The organism is Fischerella sp. JS2 (assembly GCF_032393985.1).
GTDB lineage: Bacteria > Cyanobacteriota > Cyanobacteriia > Cyanobacteriales > Nostocaceae > Fischerella.
In genome coordinates this window covers 4,653,482-4,671,894 of the sequence record NZ_CP135918.1, presented here as the reverse complement: position 1 = coordinate 4,671,894, position 18,413 = coordinate 4,653,482, and the positions used below count along the sequence as shown (strand labels likewise).

General features: G+C 42.5%; 14 protein-coding genes. 8 read left to right on the top strand and 6 right to left on the bottom strand.

Translation table 11 applies throughout. The features are described from left to right. The first annotated feature begins 110 nt into the window (after nucleotides 1-110). The 3 genes from RS893_RS19810 to RS893_RS19800 all read left to right on the top strand — a co-directional run bounded on the left by RS893_RS19810 (nucleotide 111) and on the right by RS893_RS19800 (nucleotide 2,176). Nucleotides 111-1,097: a J domain-containing protein gene (locus tag RS893_RS19810; RefSeq protein WP_315787187.1), complete on the top strand. Its 987-nt coding sequence runs from the start codon at nucleotides 111-113 to the stop codon at nucleotides 1,095-1,097. Between the two features lie 321 nt (nucleotides 1,098-1,418). Further along, nucleotides 1,419-1,898 carry a J domain-containing protein gene (locus RS893_RS19805; protein WP_315787185.1) on the top strand — a complete coding sequence of 160 codons (480 nt, stop codon included), beginning with the start codon at nucleotides 1,419-1,421 and terminating at the stop codon, nucleotides 1,896-1,898. 5 nt (nucleotides 1,899-1,903) lie between these two features. Beyond that, a complete protein-coding gene (locus RS893_RS19800) occupies nucleotides 1,904-2,176 on the top strand; it encodes a DUF3143 domain-containing protein (protein ID WP_315787183.1) in 273 nt (90 codons plus the stop codon). Between the two features lie 154 nt (nucleotides 2,177-2,330). Here the strand turns inward: RS893_RS19800 and RS893_RS19795 are convergent, their stop codons facing one another. The 3 genes from RS893_RS19795 to lysA form a co-directional block, all read right to left on the bottom strand. Then, nucleotides 2,331-3,080, bottom strand: coding sequence for an isoprenyl transferase (locus RS893_RS19795; RefSeq protein ID WP_315787181.1), 750 nt, complete (start codon nucleotides 3,078-3,080; stop codon nucleotides 2,331-2,333). Next, the gene (gene cdaA, locus RS893_RS19790) at nucleotides 3,077-4,000 is read right to left on the bottom strand and encodes a diadenylate cyclase CdaA (protein ID WP_102149714.1); all 924 of its coding nucleotides are present in this window, start codon (nucleotides 3,998-4,000) and stop codon (nucleotides 3,077-3,079) included. The genes RS893_RS19795 and cdaA overlap by 4 nt, the downstream gene beginning before the upstream one ends. Nucleotides 4,001-4,193: 193 nt before the next feature. Next, nucleotides 4,194-5,711, bottom strand: a complete 1,518-nt coding sequence (lysA, locus tag RS893_RS19785; RefSeq protein WP_315787177.1) for a diaminopimelate decarboxylase — start codon at nucleotides 5,709-5,711, stop codon at nucleotides 4,194-4,196. 238 nt (nucleotides 5,712-5,949) lie between these two features. Between lysA and rimI the strand changes: the two genes are divergently transcribed. The 3 genes from rimI to RS893_RS19770 all read left to right on the top strand — a co-directional run bounded on the left by rimI (nucleotide 5,950) and on the right by RS893_RS19770 (nucleotide 9,760). Then, nucleotides 5,950-6,501 (top strand): ribosomal protein S18-alanine N-acetyltransferase, encoded by a 552-nt coding sequence (rimI, locus tag RS893_RS19780; protein WP_315787175.1) that lies wholly within the window; start codon nucleotides 5,950-5,952, stop codon nucleotides 6,499-6,501. A 482-nt stretch (nucleotides 6,502-6,983) separates the two neighbouring features. Next, a complete protein-coding gene (locus RS893_RS19775; RefSeq protein WP_315792040.1) occupies nucleotides 6,984-9,452 on the top strand; it encodes an ATP-dependent Clp protease ATP-binding subunit in 2,469 nt (822 codons plus the stop codon). A gap of 122 nt (nucleotides 9,453-9,574) precedes the next feature. Further along, nucleotides 9,575-9,760 carry a DUF3096 domain-containing protein gene (locus tag RS893_RS19770; protein ID WP_315787173.1) on the top strand — a complete coding sequence of 62 codons (186 nt, stop codon included), beginning with the start codon at nucleotides 9,575-9,577 and terminating at the stop codon, nucleotides 9,758-9,760. A gap of 58 nt (nucleotides 9,761-9,818) precedes the next feature. Here the strand turns inward: RS893_RS19770 and RS893_RS19765 are convergent, their stop codons facing one another. Next, nucleotides 9,819-10,196: a GxxExxY protein gene (locus RS893_RS19765; protein WP_315792039.1), complete on the bottom strand. Its 378-nt coding sequence runs from the start codon at nucleotides 10,194-10,196 to the stop codon at nucleotides 9,819-9,821. 143 nt (nucleotides 10,197-10,339) lie between these two features. Continuing rightward, nucleotides 10,340-13,570 (bottom strand): glycoside hydrolase family 15 protein, encoded by a 3,231-nt coding sequence (locus RS893_RS19760; RefSeq protein WP_315787171.1) that lies wholly within the window; start codon nucleotides 13,568-13,570, stop codon nucleotides 10,340-10,342. A gap of 419 nt (nucleotides 13,571-13,989) precedes the next feature. Between RS893_RS19760 and RS893_RS19755 the strand changes: the two genes are divergently transcribed. Next, complete coding sequence (locus tag RS893_RS19755; RefSeq protein ID WP_315787169.1) at nucleotides 13,990-14,139, top strand: hypothetical protein; 150 nt, start codon at nucleotides 13,990-13,992, stop codon at nucleotides 14,137-14,139. A gap of 915 nt (nucleotides 14,140-15,054) precedes the next feature. Next, nucleotides 15,055-16,410: a magnesium transporter gene (mgtE, locus tag RS893_RS19750; protein ID WP_315787167.1), complete on the top strand. Its 1,356-nt coding sequence runs from the start codon at nucleotides 15,055-15,057 to the stop codon at nucleotides 16,408-16,410. A gap of 195 nt (nucleotides 16,411-16,605) precedes the next feature. On the opposite strand, the gene RS893_RS19745 is transcribed toward mgtE, so the two are convergent. After that, a complete protein-coding gene (locus RS893_RS19745) occupies nucleotides 16,606-18,192 on the bottom strand; it encodes an alkaline phosphatase (RefSeq protein ID WP_315792038.1) in 1,587 nt (528 codons plus the stop codon). Nucleotides 18,193-18,413 lie beyond the last annotated feature (221 nt).

Below are 18,413 nucleotides of genomic sequence, written 5' to 3'. Positions count from 1 at the left end.
TCCCAACAACTACCAACTGCTAACAATTGATCATTCATGAATCAAAAATTAACAACCAACAATCAACTATCTTAAAAAAATAAAAACTAAATCCCTAATTATAACTTATTATGCAGAATTTGCGGAATTTTCGCGATTATTACGAAGTTTTGGGAGTATCTAAAGATGCCACCAATGAAGATATTAAAAAAAATTATCGGCGTTTAGCTAGGCAGTATCATCCTGATCTCAATCCAGGTAACAAAGCAGCAGAGGAAAAATTTAAGGATATCGGTGAAGCTTATGAAATTCTCTCCGATCCCACAAAGCGGGCCCAATATGACCAATTCAGTCGCTACTGGAAGCAAAAAGGCTTTGATAAACAAGCACAGAAAAAACCTTGGGGCGCGGATAGCCGTAGCAATGGTCGCAGTACTCAAGATGTCAACCCTGGTAATTATTCAGATTTTACAACCTTTATTAATGAAGTCATTGGTGTAAAAACTGGTCGAAACGCCACATCTACAACTGCCAATACTACCAACACCGATCCATTTCGTACCCCAAGAACAAAAGTTGCATATACTCCAAATCAACGCCCTACCCGGCGAGATATCGAAGCAAGATTATCTCTACCCCTAGAAAAAGCTTATCACGGTGGTTTGGAAAGAATTCGCTTAGAGGATGGGCGATCGCTAGAAGTAGAAATGCCCGCAGGGATGGTAACAGGTCAAACGATTCGTCTCCGTAATCAAGGTATTAATGGTGGCGATTTATACTTAAAAATTACAGTCGAACCTCATCCTCTTTTTAAAATAGAAGGTACAGATATTCACTGTCAAATCCCTATTACTCCCAGCGAAGCTGTATTAGGAGGTCAAGTCGAAGCACCTACGCTTGATGGTTTGGTGAAAATGTCAATCCCTCCCGGAGTTAGATCTGGACAAAGATTACGTCTAGCTGGTAAGGGTTATCCCACTGACAAAGGTAAACGCGGCGACCAATTAGTAGAAATTCAGATAGTTACTCCTAAAAATATTAGCCAAGAAGAACGGCAATTATACGAGAAAATACGGCAGATTGAAAATTTTAAACCCCGCGCTGATTTATTTTCATAAGGTTGTTGGTTGTTGGTAGTTAGTAGTTAGTGGGTAGAGACGCGAGGAATATCGCGTCTGTACATTAGTAGTTGGTAGTTAGTAGTTACTTGTCCTTTAAACTACTTACTCCACCCTACGGGAAGCCACTTGCGTGTCTACACACTTCCCACACCCCTCACACTCCACCCTTACCTTAAGCCTATGAGCGTGTCTACACACTCCCCATCTCCCCATCCCCCCACCTCCTCTGCTTGAGCCAGGAGTTACAGAGTAAGTTTAAAATATTAGAAAAAAGTTTAGCGCTAGGTGAATTAAACAGCCGTGAATCAGAATGGTGCAATGTCACAAAGCAGCGAGAACACGTACTATATTCTGCTAGGATTGCATCCGAGTGCATCGCCAATTGAGATCCGTCGTGCTTATCGGGAATTGAGCAAACGCTATCATCCTGATACTACAAGCTTACCCACAGTTGTCGCTACTGCCAAATTTCAGCAACTCAATGAAGCCTACGCTACCTTAAGTAACCCAGAACGACGGTTAAGTTATGACCTGAAAATTGGTTATTCTCGGTTTGGAGTAATTCAAGCACCACCCGATTTAAATCGTCCCGTTTCCCGTTCCTACGACTGGTCTAAATCAGCTTATCTTGATGCTAGCGATCGCCCCCTCTCATCGGGTGAAATCTTTGCTTTATTTATCCTGGGTTTAACATTTTTAGGTTGCTTACTGTTAGCGATCGCCATTGGCTTAACTCGTGGTGAGGCCGCTTTCCAACCTGTAGGATTGATTTTACAACTCTTTATTTTTAATTTTTAATTGTTATGTCTCTTCCCCCGTCTGACACACCACTATATAACCACCCTCTTCCCCAAATTGAGCAGTGGTTAAGAGAACAAGGTTGTGAACAAGATGAAATACAGCTACATTGCTGGCGCGTACAGCGTCCTAGTTGGCAAGCAGAACTTTGGCTAGACATTGAGCAAATTGTAGTCCGATATCTCAATGTTGGAGACAATGGACAAGATATCCAACGCGCCTTCAAATATTCCTTGAGTCGGCGAGATGTAGAACAGGCTGTGTTTTCCGGACCATAGTGAACAAGAGTAGAGGAGTAGGGGGAGTGTGAGGAGTGTGTAGACGCGCTGTGCGCGGCTTCCTGTAAGTGGAGTAGGAATGTAGTTGGTGAGATAAATAATTTTCCCCTCATACCCCTCACACTCCTCACACCTCTCATACCCCTCATACCCCTCATACCTTCCCAAACCGCCTTTCCCGTTGCTGATACGCACACAAAGCGCGGTGGAATTCATGGCGATCAAAATCAGGCCAGAGAGTATCAGTTATATATATTTCTGAATAGGCTATTTGCCAGAGAAGAAAATTTGAAACTCGCATTTCTCCACTGGTGCGAATTAATAAATCAGGGTCACAAATACCGATGGTGTAAAGATGACGTTCAAATGTTGCTTCATCAATTTCATCTGGCTGGAGTAGACCTTGTTGGACTTTTTGGGCGATCGCTCGACAAGCTTGAATAATTTCTTGTCTGCCGCCATAATTGGTCGCGATCGTAAACTTGATCCCACGATTATCTTTCGTTTCTTCCATCGAACGGCTAATTTCTGCTTGTAGCGATCGCGGTAAGCTACTCAAGTTACCTACAAACCGAATTTGCACATTCTCTTCCACCATTTCCCGCAGTTCTTGACGCAAAACTCGCTGAAATAGAGTCATCAAAAAATCTACTTCTTCGTGTGGTCTTCCCCAGTTTTCCGTGGAAAACGCATAAGCTGTCAGGGCCTCAATCCCCCAATCTTTACAACAACGGAGTAAATCTTTTAAGGCATCAACACCAGCTTTATGACCCATAATTCTGGGTAGCCCTTGATGCTTTGCCCATCGACCATTGCCATCCATAATCACTGCAACGTGCTTGGGCAGCAGTTCTTGTTTTAAGTCAGGAGGCAGGTATTGCAGTTCAGTTTGTTGTGCTGTCATTTTTTGTCTCGCGATGCGGTCGATGGTAATCCGAGTAAACGTGAAACCAATGCTAAGGCCTGACTACGAATCTGACGACCCAAACTGATCAAACCAGGAGCAACAGCCTCCCGATCTACAGTTGGGGAAAATCTCGCTTCTAAAGACTCTTTCAGCTTCGTAATCGTCAGTGGTCTATTTAGAGTTCCCTTTTCCGCTAAAGAAATAGAACCTGTTTCTTCAGATACCACGACACAAATGCAATTCTCGACCCGCTCAGTTATTCCCATCGCCGCCCGGTGGCGTGTTCCCAACTGGCGCGAAGCTGTACGTCCCGAAAGCGGTAAAATTATACCCGATGCCACGATCCGAGAACCTCGTATCAATGTAGCACCATCGTGTAAGAGAGTTTTCGGTTGAAAAATTGTTTGTATTAGCTCTTTGGACACTTCAGCGTTCAGTTTTACTCCTGGTACAGAAAAATCCCGTTCATCAATAGGGCCAGTCGTTTCCAAAATTAGTAGCGCACCTATCCGATTTTTCGACAGTTCTCTGACTGCTTCGACTATTTCATCAATTACACTATCAGATTTAGGAACTGCTAGACGGGACGGTTGAAATAATTGCCAGAATTCGCCACGTCCTAATTGTTCCAAAAATCGCCGAAACTCGGATTGGAGAGCAACTGCCATTGCGACAGCACAACCAATCACTAACTTTTCTAGTACAAAATTTAGCAATTGTAGCTGTAACTTCCCACTGATGGCTGATGCCAGCATCAGAATAATAAAACCTCGCACCATCCACAGTGTCCGGCGCTCACTAATAATAATTAGTATCATGTACGTCAGCGCCAGCACTAAAACAATATCCAGAGTCTCAAGCAGCAAAGGCTGAGACCAACCTTGGTTTATCAGCCATTGCTTCCACCAATCTCCCATGACATCTGGGGTGAAAGTATGAAGTATGAGGTATGAAGTATGAAGTGTAAAGTATGAAGTGTAAAGTATGAAGTATGAAGTGTAAAGTATGAAGTGTGAACTATAAAATCTAAATTCTTATTTTCATCCTTCATCCTTGAGTTTTCATCCTTCATCCTTGAGTTTTCATTCTTCCTCCTTCATCCTTCAGTCTTTATCCTTCATCCTTCTTAAGTCTTTCTGGTAGGCAATCCTGTCGAATCAAATCCTGATAGGTTTCGCGTTGCAAAATCAAATTTGCTTCGCCATTGGCTACTACAACAGCAGCCGATCTGGGCAGGCGGTTGTAGTTAGATGCCATACTGTAATTGTAAGCACCAGTTGCCATAACTACGAGAATATCTCCAGATTCAGTTTTGGGTAGTTGGGCATCCTTAATCAAAATATCCCCTGATTCACAATGTTTACCAGCAATTGTGGTCGTTTCTGTCAAGGAAGCAGATATGCGGTTAGCAACTACAGTACGATACACTGACTGGTAAGTAATAGGACGGGGATTATCAGACATGCCACCATCAACTGCTATGTAAGTGCGAATATCGGGAATAACTTTAGAAGAACCTATAGTGTAAGCCGTAACACAAGCCGTAGCAATTAGCGATCGCCCTGGTTCGCAAAGTAATTTCGGCAAAGGCAAGTTTTCTGCTGCACACGCTTGTTGAATTACTTCACAAATTGGCTTTACCCACTCTTCAATACTAGGGGGATCATCCGATTCTGTATACTTGATCCCCAAACCTCCACCAACATTTAACTCTGTCACAGTTAAACCATAACCAGCAGCTTTACTCATCCACTGCACCATCACAGCTGCTAAATCTTGATGTGGTTGGCGTTCAAAGATTTGGGAACCAATATGAGCGTGTAATCCCACACAGTTTAAAACAGATTGCTGACTAACAAAAGCAAATAATTCATCTAAGTCATTGGGATCAAAGCCAAACTTACTATCCAGGTGTCCCGTACGAATATATTCGTGCGTATGACATTCAATACCTGGTGTTAGCCGCAGCATGATCCGGACGGAGTGATGAGGTGGTGGGGAGAGGGGGTGGTGGGGAGAGTTTGATTTTACATTCTCCCCATCTCCGTTTCTCCCCATCTTCCCATCGCTAAGCGTCTCTACATCTTCGGTTCTCTCAATCTTTTCAGTTATCTCCACCAAACTCCGTAACTCATACCAATTGTCTACAACAATAGTACAACCAGACTGAATTGCCAGAATTAATTCTTCTCGGGATTTATTATTACCGTGAAAATAAATTTTTTCGGAACTCACACCCGCATTTAGGGCTGTGTAGAGTTCACCTCCAGAGACAACATCAATTCCCAAGCCTTCTGAGGCGGCGATCGCACAGACTGCCAAACAACTCCAGGCTTTGGAGGCATATAATACTTGAGATTCACCCTTGTAATAGTGCTGGAAACTTTCCCGGTACTGGCGGCAAGCTATTCGCAGGGTTTCTTCATCCAAAATATACAAAGGTGAACCAAACTGTTGCACAAGAGTTGTCACATCACAACCCCCTATTTCTAGGTGGTCTTGATTATTTACTTTGGCAGTCAGTGGTAAAAGTTCTTGATTGGGTGAAAGATTAATGTGATTGCTAGCTGTTTGCGGTAAATACTGTCTACCAGAAAGTTGAACCCCGGCAGGGTGAGTCGATACCATAACTATTAAGAGTTGTCCTTCGTACTAATTACAAGCGATGAGCGGATATGCCGATTCCCAGTTTACCGAATAACGTGCTTTTTCGCCCCTGTCTTTCGGCATTGATTGAGAATGTGGGGAGTGCGGGGAGGGGAGATGGGGGACAAGGGGGACAAGGGGGACACGGAAGACAAGGGAGAAAACCTACGATCAACAAACAACAACGAACCACTAACTACTAACCAATGACCAATGACCAATGACAAATGACCAATTAGAACTGAAATCAATAACAGTAGATGATTTGAGTGCGGTTGTGGAACTAGATCAGGCTTGTTTTAGTGGTCTTTGGACTCAGGATGCCTATAAACGAGAGGTAGATAGTCCTAACAGCGTTTTACTCGGTTTATTTGCACCTTTGTCTACTGTAAAACTGCTGGCAATGGGTTGTTTTTGGTCAATTTTAGAAGAAGCTCATATTACTATTTTGGCGGTTCATCCCCAATATCAAGGTCAAGGTTTAGGACAGGCTATTCTTTATTTCTTGCTAAAGGCTGCTTATGAACTGGGCTTAGAAAGAGCTACCCTAGAAGTCCGAGTTTCTAACAAAGCTGCAATTTCTCTATATCAAAAATTTGGCTTTAAAACAGCAGGACAGCGAAGGCGTTACTATAAAGATAACGATGAAGACGCCTTGATTTTGTGGTTAGGAAATATCCAATATCCAGAATTTCAAGATTCTTTGAAAAAGCTATATATCAAAATGAGCGATCGCCTCAATCTATACAGTTGGTATATAGTTGATGGTTAGTTGTTTGTCAATGATCAATTGTTAGTAGTTAGTGGTTAGTGGTTATTATTTTACTCCCCACACTCCCCACACTCCTCATACTCTCCCTTGTCCCCTCCCAATCCCTGATCCCTGATCTCCTATCCCTAATAATAAATTTTTTATAAAAATTTTTAACTTAAGACGGTATTTTATTACCTATAAAAAATTTTCATACTGTTCAATAGTAAATTGACAGTTACAAAAAAATATGATAAAAATCTTTCCTTGGGATTGGCATTAAAAACTTGCAAGCCCAAACTCTTTTTTGCTTGTCAATCTCCACAAAGACAGTAAATTCAGACTCCTCAATACACACTCAATAAAAAGTAATAAAAAGTTAGCAATTCCCATTAAGGCTGGGTGATCCCGATTGAATGTCTATTTCTTTATACAGACATTCAATCGATTTGGCTGTGCTAAAATCAGCGTACCGGCACGACGCAGGTGATGGGAAAAATGCCATGTTTGAACGCTTCACAGAAAAAGCCATTAAGGTAATCATGTTGGCCCAGGAAGAGGCACGCCGCCTGGGACACAATTTCGTTGGTACCGAGCAGATCCTCCTGGGTCTGATTGGAGAAGGTACCGGAGTGGCGGCTAAGGTGCTGAAATCTATGGGCGTTAATCTCAAAGACGCTCGGATTGAAGTAGAAAAAATCATAGGCCGGGGTTCAGGCTTTGTAGCCGTGGAAATTCCGTTTACGCCACGGGCAAAGCGAGTTCTGGAACTATCCTTGGAAGAAGCGCGCCAATTAGGGCATAACTACATTGGCACCGAGCATCTGCTGTTGGGCCTGATCCGAGAAGGGGAAGGTGTAGCAGCCAGAGTGCTAGAGAATCTGGGTGTGGATCTTTCTAAGGTAAGAACTCAAGTGATCCGGATGCTGGGAGAGACCGCTGAGGTTACGCAAGGAGGTCCATCACGCGGCAACAAAACCCCGACCTTGGATGAGTTTGGCTCGAATTTGACCCAAATGGCATTGGACGGCAAGCTCGATCCAGTGGTGGGACGCGCCAAGGAAATTGAGCGGGTGATTCAAATCTTGGGTCGCCGCACCAAAAATAACCCAGTCTTGATTGGGGAACCAGGGGTTGGTAAAACCGCGATCGCCGAAGGTCTGGCACAGCGTATTGCCAACAAAGATGTCCCCGACATTCTAGAAGACAAGCGCGTAGTCACCTTGGATATCGGTTTACTCGTAGCAGGTACAAAGTACCGGGGTGAATTTGAAGAGCGCCTGAAGAAGATCATGGATGAGATTCGCCAGGCTGGAAATGTCATTTTAGTCATCGACGAAGTACACACCCTAATTGGTGCAGGTGCAGCAGAAGGTGCAATTGATGCGGCAAACATCCTCAAGCCAGCCTTGGCTAGAGGTGAATTGCAATGTATTGGTGCTACAACCTTAGATGAATACCGCAAGCACATAGAGCGAGATGCAGCCTTAGAACGCCGTTTCCAACCAGTGATGGTCGGCGAACCCTCAGTCGATGAGACAATTGAAATTTTACGTGGTCTGCGTGACCGCTACGAACAACACCACAAGCTCAAGATTTCTGACGAAGCTTTGATTGCGGCGGCAAAATTGTCTGACCGTTACATTAGCGATCGTTACCTACCAGACAAAGCCATCGACTTAATCGATGAAGCTGGTTCCCGCGTCCGTCTGATTAACTCCCAACTGCCACCCGCAGCCAAAGAGTTAGACAGGGAACTACGGCAAATTTTAAAAGAAAAAGATGATGCAGTTCGCGCTCAAGACTTTGATCGAGCCGGAGAACTGCGCGATCGCGAAATGGAAATCAAAGCCGAAATTCGCGCGATCGCTCAAAGCAAAACTGGTACTGGCCGCAGTGAAGGTGAAGAACCAGTAGTTACAGAAGAAGACATTGCCCACATTGTCGCTTCCTGGACAGGTGTACCGGTTAACAAACTCACCGAATCTGAGTCCGAAAAGCTGCTGCACATGGAAGACACCTTGCATCAGCGCCTAATTGGTCAAGAAGATGCTGTGAAGGCTGTTTCGCGGGCAATTCGTCGCGCTCGTGTCGGCTTAAAGAACCCCAACCGACCCATTGCTAGCTTTGTCTTCTCCGGGCCTACCGGCGTCGGTAAAACCGAGTTGGCAAAAGCATTGGCATCTTACTTCTTCGGTTCGGAAGAAGCGATGATCCGCCTGGATATGTCCGAATACATGGAACGTCATACTGTCTCCAAGTTAATCGGTTCGCCTCCAGGCTATGTTGGTTATAACGAAGGTGGTCAGCTTACTGAAGCAGTACGCCGTCGTCCTTACACCGTGGTGCTATTCGACGAAATCGAAAAAGCCCACCCCGATGTTTTCAACATGCTGCTGCAAATTCTGGAAGACGGTCGTTTAACTGATGCCAAAGGTCGCACTGTAGACTTCAAGAACACCTTGCTGATTTTGACTTCCAACATCGGTTCCAAGGTGATTGAAAAAGGTGGCGGCGGTATCGGCTTCGAGTTTGCTGAAGACCAAAGCGAATCGCAGTACAACCGCATTAAGTTCTTGGTCAACGAAGAACTGAAGAACTACTTCCGTCCAGAATTCCTCAACCGTCTGGATGAAATTATCGTCTTCCGTCAATTAAGCAAGGAAGAGGTAATGCTAATTGCCGACATTATGCTTAGAGAAGTATTTGGTCGCCTTACCGAGAAAGGAATCAATCTCGAAGTGAGCGATCGCTTCAAAGAGCGCTTGTTACAAGAGGGTTACAACCCCAGTTACGGTGCAAGACCCTTACGTCGAGCCATTATGCGCTTACTAGAAGACAGCCTCGCCGAAGAGATTCTGTCTGGTCGCATCAAGGAAGGCGATACAGCCATTGTTGATGTCGATGAGAGCGGTAATATCACGGTCAGAGGCGAACAGCGCCGAGAATTGATGACGCCTGGAGTTGAGTAAGATTTTGGGTTGAATCTAAAATTTAAATTGAAAACGGTAGGGGATGAAAGTCTTCTACCGTTTTTTGGTGTCACTATTTTGGATTAATATTGAGAATTAACACCTCTTATCAAAAGCAAGCCATGTTCGACATTCCTATTTTGCTTGCCCAAACAACTAATACAATTCAGATAGGTATTAATATTAATGGAATTGTAGCGCTAATAGCAGGAATACTAATTCTTTTGCTTCCTAGACTGCTTAACTATATAGTGGCAATTTATCTAATAATTATTGGGCTGGTACAGATTTTTAATATTCGTATTTGATTGTAGAGTAATGTTTCAACGCAGAGGGGCGCAAAGGGAAGCGCAGAGGTACGCAGAGTTAGAGGTTATTGGCTATGCGTTTGATACCTTCTTTGAGGTGGAGGACGTTAAAGTTGATGAGAAGACCAAGTTTACAGTTGGCGAGTTTGAGATAAGTAAGGAGTTGAACGGAGTGAATTGGTTTCAATATGTCTACGGATTTGATTTCAACAATGACTTTGTTTTCGACTTGCAAATCTAATCGATAAACACAGTCTAATTGCACTGATTGGTATACTAAAGGTAAAGGAACTTGTTTGTTAACATTCAATCCTGTTTTTTTTAGTTCATAATACAAACACTCTTCGTAAGCAGACTCCAGTAAACCTGCTCCTAAAGCTGTGTGTACTCTCATCGCACAACCAATAATCCCTCCGCTCAACTCATTTTCTGTCATCAATATTTGGGTGAAAAAGTAACTACTCTTAACTTGCCCAAAATTAAAATGAATCACATCACCTCCAACCAACCTGTAAACAAGCGCAGAGAAATATAAAAAACTCTGCGTTCCTCTGCGTTTTCCTCCGCGATCCTTTGCGTTTAAAACTCTTGCCCAAACTCTGTCAAGAATCTAAACGCCTTCACCACATAACTAGCACACTCCTTAGGAGAAGTATTGTAAAACGATCGCCACGCACTACCTTTGTCTTCATCATAGCGATCGCCTCTTTCTGGATGTCCATCTAACCATGCAAGTCTGACAGCATGACCGATTAACACATCTAAGACAATATATTCTTCGATCTGTAAATCGGGATTATTGGATGCGATCGCAGCTAATTCCATTAATGTTTCAATATTCACTTGGCGATACTCGGGAGCCTCTATTTTATTTAACAGATGCTCGATTTGCAGAGCAAAGTTCTTTTCCCCGGCTGTCATCTCCGAGATCATTTCTTCACTCTCTAAACGGTTGCGGCGTTCTAGTTTATCGCCAATCACCAAACCCTTACAATGATGCATTAACAACCAAACTTGTTTGTAAAAGTCTTTGGGTGTGCGTCCGGTTGCACCTTCAGCTTGACGGAACCGTCGCCAACCACCTGGTTGGACTTCAATATCCTCAAAAATTATTGGTTGTACCACCCAGTCAATATCGCTTTCTTTTTGTTTGACGTGCAAAGACTCTTGCTGGCGTAATAGCTTACTCATGTCTGAGTACTCACCTAATACCTGACGTAACCGGGTTTTGACTTCAAAAGGTGAAAGTTGCATCAAGGTTTCGTAGGCTTCATCTTGAGTAACTTTCAACTCCTGTGCCAGTTCGCTGGTAAGCAACAAAATCAGATAACCAACTCTCAGGGTGAGTAGTCCTTTAAATAATTCTGGTTCTGATTTAATTAACGTACTCAGATAAATGAGGATTTCTTGAGTTAAAACGCGATCGCGTATATCCTCACGGCAAAAATGATTGATTTTCTCGACTATTTCGTTGTGGGAGAGGGGTACAGTGATCAACGACGCTTCACTGTAAGCTTTACCAACTGCTATTTGCTTACCCCGAACGATGATACTTGTAACTACGTCTGATAAAGCAATATACGCCATTTGCCGCAATCCGGCTGCACGCCGCACAACTGCCCAAATCCCTAATTCTGCGGCTTTAGTGTAAACTTCATCTAGCAAATCCCCGACTGTGACAGGATTTCCTGAACCGCCAAAACCCGTATCAAATTCTAGCCCTTGCAAACGTGTCAGCGTCTGTAATAACTCTATTTGTTCATAAATATTTTCTGAGGAACGCAAGTAACTCAGCAATAACCCGAAGTTGGTTTCACATTCTACTTGAAATTCTTGAGTATGTCCTAAGGGCCAATTTTTACCTGGATGTAGTGCTAAATAAACGCACCGAGGTTTCGCATCTTTGACAGAAGACAGGGTAAATTCAAACTCTGGTAGAAAATCAATTCGTTCGATCGCTGCTGTTAACATCAGCTGATTCAACCGTCCTAATTTTACCCGTACGCCGTTACAAATACCATCTTTGAGTTCTTGCATTAAGTTCAGTAATGCTTCGGAACCTGTTTCTAGCATGGTGCGCGTTAACATTAAAGTTAAAATCGGACGCCCCAAATCACTCCAATACTTTTGAATGTAACCAAGTTCGCTTCGTAATTGTGCTACCAAAAAATGATAATCCAGCGTTAAATAGAACTGTTGAAAGTCTACAAATGAGGGTAAAAATACAACTGTTTCGCTACCAATACGAAAAATTCTGGATGTAGTTAAACTGCGGGGACGACGGGGTGGACGTCCTGTTAAACCAAGTTTGTCACTACGTCCAATTTGGGCATAAATATTAATAAAATCATCAGCTTGGCGGACTTGAATTGGTTCTACTTGCTTGGGTGTTTGGGTTTCAATTCCGTGAACTTCTAGTTCTGCTTGTAAGTCTTCATCTTCTGCTAATAAAGCAATTTGCACCAGAGGTTCTCGGTGTTTATCCATGCGTAAGTGTCGTCCCAAGGGATCTATATCCCCAACAGCAATTAATCTTTCACTTAGCATTTGAGCCAGATAATATAAACTTTGCGCCCATACTAAAGGCACATTTTCATTAGGTAAACGCGGCTGAGTTGATGGTGCTTGTTTTTCTGCTTCTACAAATTCTGCGCTCACATAATAAAGTTCTGGCAATAAACCCAAACCATCCCTTTCTACAAGTAGAGACTCTAAACGTTCTTGGTAATATTTAGCTTGTTCTTGATTGCCACAAAATAGCCCATCGAGAAATAAATAGGTGAAAAATAGCGGCCATTCACATTCGATATTTTCAAATTGTTTGAGTTCCCACGGTTCATAGTGCAAGCGTTTGTTATCTTCTAAAACTGTTTGATGTCCGTCGCGTAAAAACCTCTTGCAGCCGTATTTACCTTCTAGTTTTGTCATAATATCATTGCGAGTGCGTTCGCGAAGCGTCTCCGTAGGAGAATCGCGTAGTTGTACATCTTCAACTGCAAATGCGGGAAAACTAATCACACTCAAAAGAGCTGCATCTATTTCTTTAGAAGCTGATTCTCTTGGTAATAGAGATTCCAGAGTAATTCTGGCACGGGCAATTTCATCTGGCAATACATGAATTACTGATGCTTGACTACCACGTATACCAAATAAATCTAGTCCATCAATTGCTTCTAAAGCAGCTTTCGCCATACCGATAGAACTAGCATTTAATTCTGCATTGCCATGATTAATTTTATTGCCTCTTTCCCAAATTCCATAATCTGGTGTGCGATAAGCCCTCCCAATGTAGTAAACCAAATTTTGTACAAAGTTAACTTCATCAAGAGTGAAAATTATTTGCAATCCCGAAGAAGTCATTTGTGCCAGCATCAGCACAAATATTGATGTCGCATCCAGCTGCAAGTGTCCCCATTCTTCATCACCAACAACAATATCTCCTGTAGCGGTGTTGTATTTGGCATGTAAAGCATCTAAAGGTGACTGAGTATGTTTAAATTTTTCGACTTTGTGCGCTTGGCGCATCATCGCAAACAGTAAACCCCGCATCAATTTGACGACGCTATGTTCCAATTCATAAGTGCGTCCTTTGTCTTCATCAACTTTGCGGTATGCTAACGCTAACCCCCAAACTGCCAAAATACTGTAAACATTATCACGTACCCAAGCATCAGTGTAATCACCGTGGGCTGTGATTGCTGTACTTGCAGGCAGTAGACCAGTAATTGGATTTTGCCGTGCTAGGATGATTGTCTTGATTTGCTGATAATAATACTCTAGACGATCTTGCAATTGAAAAGCTTTTTTCATGATTGGACTAGAGAGTAGATTCCGGAAATTAACCCTGTGACTTTGTATTTAAGTATGTCAGCCAAGCTAGAAAAGCTTCTGTAATTGTAATGGGCAATAAAATTACAGTTTCAGTTCAGGGGTTGATTTATTATCTCTTGTGAATAGCTAATTGAACATAGGGATGAAAGACCACGCCCTAGATATTTGGGAATAACAGACAAAGAATAATAAAAAATCAAACATTTGATTTTGTTTATGTTGTTAATGATTAACTATAATCATCATACTAATTTTAACAAAACTATTTCATTGATTTTACTGAAACTTTTTCGATTTTAACTAATTAAAATTGTAGCATTAAATATTTTTATAACAATATTACAAAAAACAAAAAATAAGTAGATAAATCTATTATAAATTTTTAGCAATGAGGAACTATGTGTGTACGTTACAACGAAAATAAATCACCATTAGTAAAAATTGTTTACTCCCAAGTTAAAGTTAATGGCAAAGTAGAATTAGTACCATTAGAGTTATATGCTGATGGTAAAATTAAGCGCCAAGAAATAAATTTATTGGCGAGCTAGGGTGTTAATTGCAACCGACTTCTGCTATGAACTTTAACAATCGTTTCTATAACAAAAATAGGATAGGTGCAAAATATAGGCGTCCAAAGGGCACTTTTTTTTGCTAGCAACAAATGAATTAAATACATCTCACTGTTAAGAGTTTCCTGTGTTTTTTAAGTATTGGACTACACCAATCTTGTGATTATCTTTTAAAATTGACTAAATAATCCAGTGTTGCACAATATAAAGTAATAAACAGCAAAGAAGAGTCATCGCGCCCTTGGGAATTCCCGAGGGCGCAGTGATTCCAAAATCTAAAATATTGTTAGCGGATGACTACCAACTGTCAGACTGACAATAGTAACAATTTTCGTCAGTCAAACTACTAGTGGTCTGGCAACCAAACTTTGAGGGGTAAAGAACAAACCACAAAGGACACAAAGAACGCAAAGAAAGAGGTTTAATCGATTTGTCCAAGTTGTTTTACCAAGCAAAGTTGCCTGATCAGAGTAATAGTGTCATTATGATTGCTTAATTTTTGTCTGTAATGCTTAGAAAATGTATTGAAATAATGACTAATTCTCAAGTAGGAATTATTTTAACTTTATGAAGTTTAAAAATTAATCCTCACAGAAGCTTGACACAATTGCTGGCAGTAGTAGAATCTACTCAAAGCAATCAAAAAAAGTCAGGGTAGCTAAGTGGGTTGCTCGTGGGCAACATCATGGAATATCCACTTTAACGCTTGGCATCCGCCGGATCATGTAAATGATTCCGAGTTAGTATAATGACTTAGCGATGCCTTGATTGGTTATCAATGTTGAGTTCCTAAGATTTTATGGACCAAAGTCCACAAGACGGTAGTACTATCCTCCTCTGAGCTGGCGAGTTTGTCTCCCAGCGCGGGGGAGACAATTGGGAGGTTATGAATAAATGCTTGTACAGGACGTTCGCAATTCTGTCATTGACGTTGCTGACTTAAACCAGCTCAAATGGGATTTAAATCGTTTACAAGCCGTTGATGTAGGTGAGTACATTACACAATTACCCAGCAAGCAAAGGGCGATTGCATTTCGGCTACTCAATAAACATCAAGCCACAGACGTTTTTGAATATCTACCTCCAGAGGTGCAAGAAGAATTAATTAATTCTCTGCATGATGTGCAGGTTGTGCAAATTGTCGAGAATATGAGTCCCGATGATCGGGCAGAATTGTTTGATGAGTTACCCGCAAAGGTCGTAAGACGCTTATTACAACAACTTAGTCCGGAACAAAGACAAGTAACAGCAACAATTCTTGGCTATCCTGAAGGCACTGCTGGTAGGGTAATGACCACAGAATACGTACGCTTGCGGGAGGGATTGACTGTAGGTGAAGCTTTGAGCAAAATTCGTCGCCAAGACGAAGATAAAGAAACGATTTACTACGCCTACGTTACAGACGACAATCGCAAGTTAGTGAGTGTTGTCTCTCTGCGGCAATTGTTGTTTACTTTTCCTGATGTTCTAATTCGAGATATTGCTGGCGATCGCGTTGTCAAAGTCAAAACAGAAACGCCCCAAGAAGAAGTTGCCCGCATCATGCAGCGTTACGACTTGATCGCTTTACCTGTAGTTGATCGGGAAGATCGATTAGTTGGGATTATCACCATTGATGACGTGGTTGATATTATCGAAGAAGAAGCCACAGAAGATATTCAAAAACTGGCGGGGGTGAGTGGTGGAGATGAAGCCACTTTGTCTTCTCCATTAATCACGCTCAAAAAACGTTTACCTTGGCTGTTTGGAGTGATGCTGCTGTATATCGGGGCATCGAGTGCGATCGCACCGTTTCAGTCTACGATTTCAATGGTGCCAGTATTGGCTGTAATTATGCCTCTTTTTTCCAATACGGGCGGTACTGTTGGCATTCAAGCTTTAACAGTGACAATTCGCGGACTTGGTGTCGGAGAGGTAACACCCAAAGATACTTTGAAACTGCTGCGTAAAGAACTGACAGCAGGACTGGGTACAGCCTTAGCTTTAGGTTTGACAATGATTTGTCTTTCCTTAATTTGGGCGCCTCCCCAAGAACGTTGGGTATCATTAATTGCTGGAACGGTAATGGCTATCAATACCCTCGTCGCCGTCACATTAGGGACTTTGTTACCAATGGTTTTAAAGCGCCTGAAACTCGACCCAGCGCTAGTTAGTGGGCCATTAGTGACAACAATGCTGGATGCGATCGGTTTTGTGATTTTCTTAACTTTGATTTCTAGCGCTTTGCATATATTCCACTTAAAACCTTAAGAAAGTGGGAAACTTCCTTCCTGGTGAGATGGGGAAAGTTGACGTTGCACAAAATAGGGATGAATAACGAACCGCAAAGCACTCGAAGTACGCAAAGAAGGAGTTTTTTAAAGAGGAGAGAAATAAATATCATCCCGCAAATATGCAACACCGGGAGAGTTTAATTCTAGGTTCACCCCATCACCCCATCTCTTTCTAGACTTTCTGTATTCCTAAACGACCATTTTCAATCACAAATGAAGCACGTTTACTAATTGTGCCAGATTCAGTTGTCACGTTCGATAAGACTAGATAGTCAGTCTGCCAGTTTATAGGATTTAGTACACAACGGACATACCCGCGTTGACCATTGTAAAACTTAATGTGTGGGTTATCTGGCAAGTAAGCTGTAACTGTGGGGTTTGAGTCTGAACCATCACCACCAGAGGAAATAGAGGTACAAACGAATTCACTGCCGACAATACTAGATTCTGGATTACTATAGTCAGCCTTGAGATCCATTGCCCAGTTAGAATGAATATCACCTGTCAAGACGACTGGATTAGAAGGTTTGCGTTGTTCTAGAAAACGCATAAAGCGATCGCGAGAAGCCAGATACCCATCCCACTTATCCATGCTAAAGGTTTCACCTTCCCCTGGTGTAGTGTCTCTCTGAGCAACCATAACCTGCTGAGCCACAATATTCCATTGAGCCTGGGAGCGATCTAAGCCGCGATATAGCCAATTTTCTTGACGCTTGCCAGTAATTGTTGCATTCGGATCGAAATTCTCTGGACACCGTTGTTTTGTGCCATCACCACAGGGCTGATCTGTACGATATTGGCGTGTATCTAATACATGGAAGGTTGCCAAATTACCAAAAGAAAGCCGACGGAAAAGTTGCATATCCGGTCCTTCGGGCTTTGAGAAAGGTCGGAGCGGCATATGCTCATAATAAGCTTGGTAAGCAGCAGCTCGTCGCTGTAAAAAGACTTCAGGGTCTTGATCAGGTTCATTATCGACTTCTGAAGTGGCATTAGCGTAGTTATTTTCTACCTCATGGTCATCCCAGGTCACAATCCAAGTAAATGCCGCATGAGCTGCTTGGAGATTAAGATCACTTTTGTAGAGGGCGTAACGGTTGCGATAATCCTCTAAAGTCAAAATTTCAGGACTATTATGTTGTCTGACACGACCTGAGGTTATTCCTCCTTCATAGATGTAGTCACCTAAATGCACAACCAAATCTAGGTCGTCCTCTGCCAGATATTTGTATGCTGTATAATAGCCCTGCTCATAGTGTTGACAAGAGACAAATGCAAAGGCAAATTTACTTACGTTGCTACCTAGTTTAGGAGCCGTACGAGTACGACCGATTGGACTTGCTTCTCCACCTGATGTAAACCGATACCAGTACCAAGTGTTGGGTTTCAGCCCTTCAACAACAACTCGCACTGAATGAGCTAATTCTGGGATTGCAATTTCTGTCCCCTTTGCTACTATATGCTTTAAGTAAGGATCGGTTGCTACTTCCCAGCGAATGGGAACATTGACTTGGGGCATCCCACCACCATTTAAAGAATCTGGGGCCAAACGCGTCCAAAGCACAATGCTAGTTGGATACGGTTCACCGGATGCCACACCAAGGGTAAACGGATAACTGGAAAATGGAACTTGAGCGATCGCTCTTTGATGAGAAAATTGGCTGGCAAGTGCTAAACCAGTTAATGCTCCTGCTCCGATGATTAAGCTACGTCGCTTGATGCGGCTGTAGATAAATCGCTCAAAATTTTGGTAGTCCACCGTTGTTGCTCCTCTAACTAATGAATGGAAGCGGAGGAACAGATGACACAAGGCAGGGCGATCGCTGAGAAATTCTATAACCAATAGCCCAATCCAGGCTTAAATCACTTGGTTTCATCTCAAACAAAAATCAAACCTTATGATTTTAGCCAGGGCTGGGTGGCTTTGTTATAGTTGTAGAAGGTATACTTATTGGGTCATTCAAAGCACGCAAGCCATCA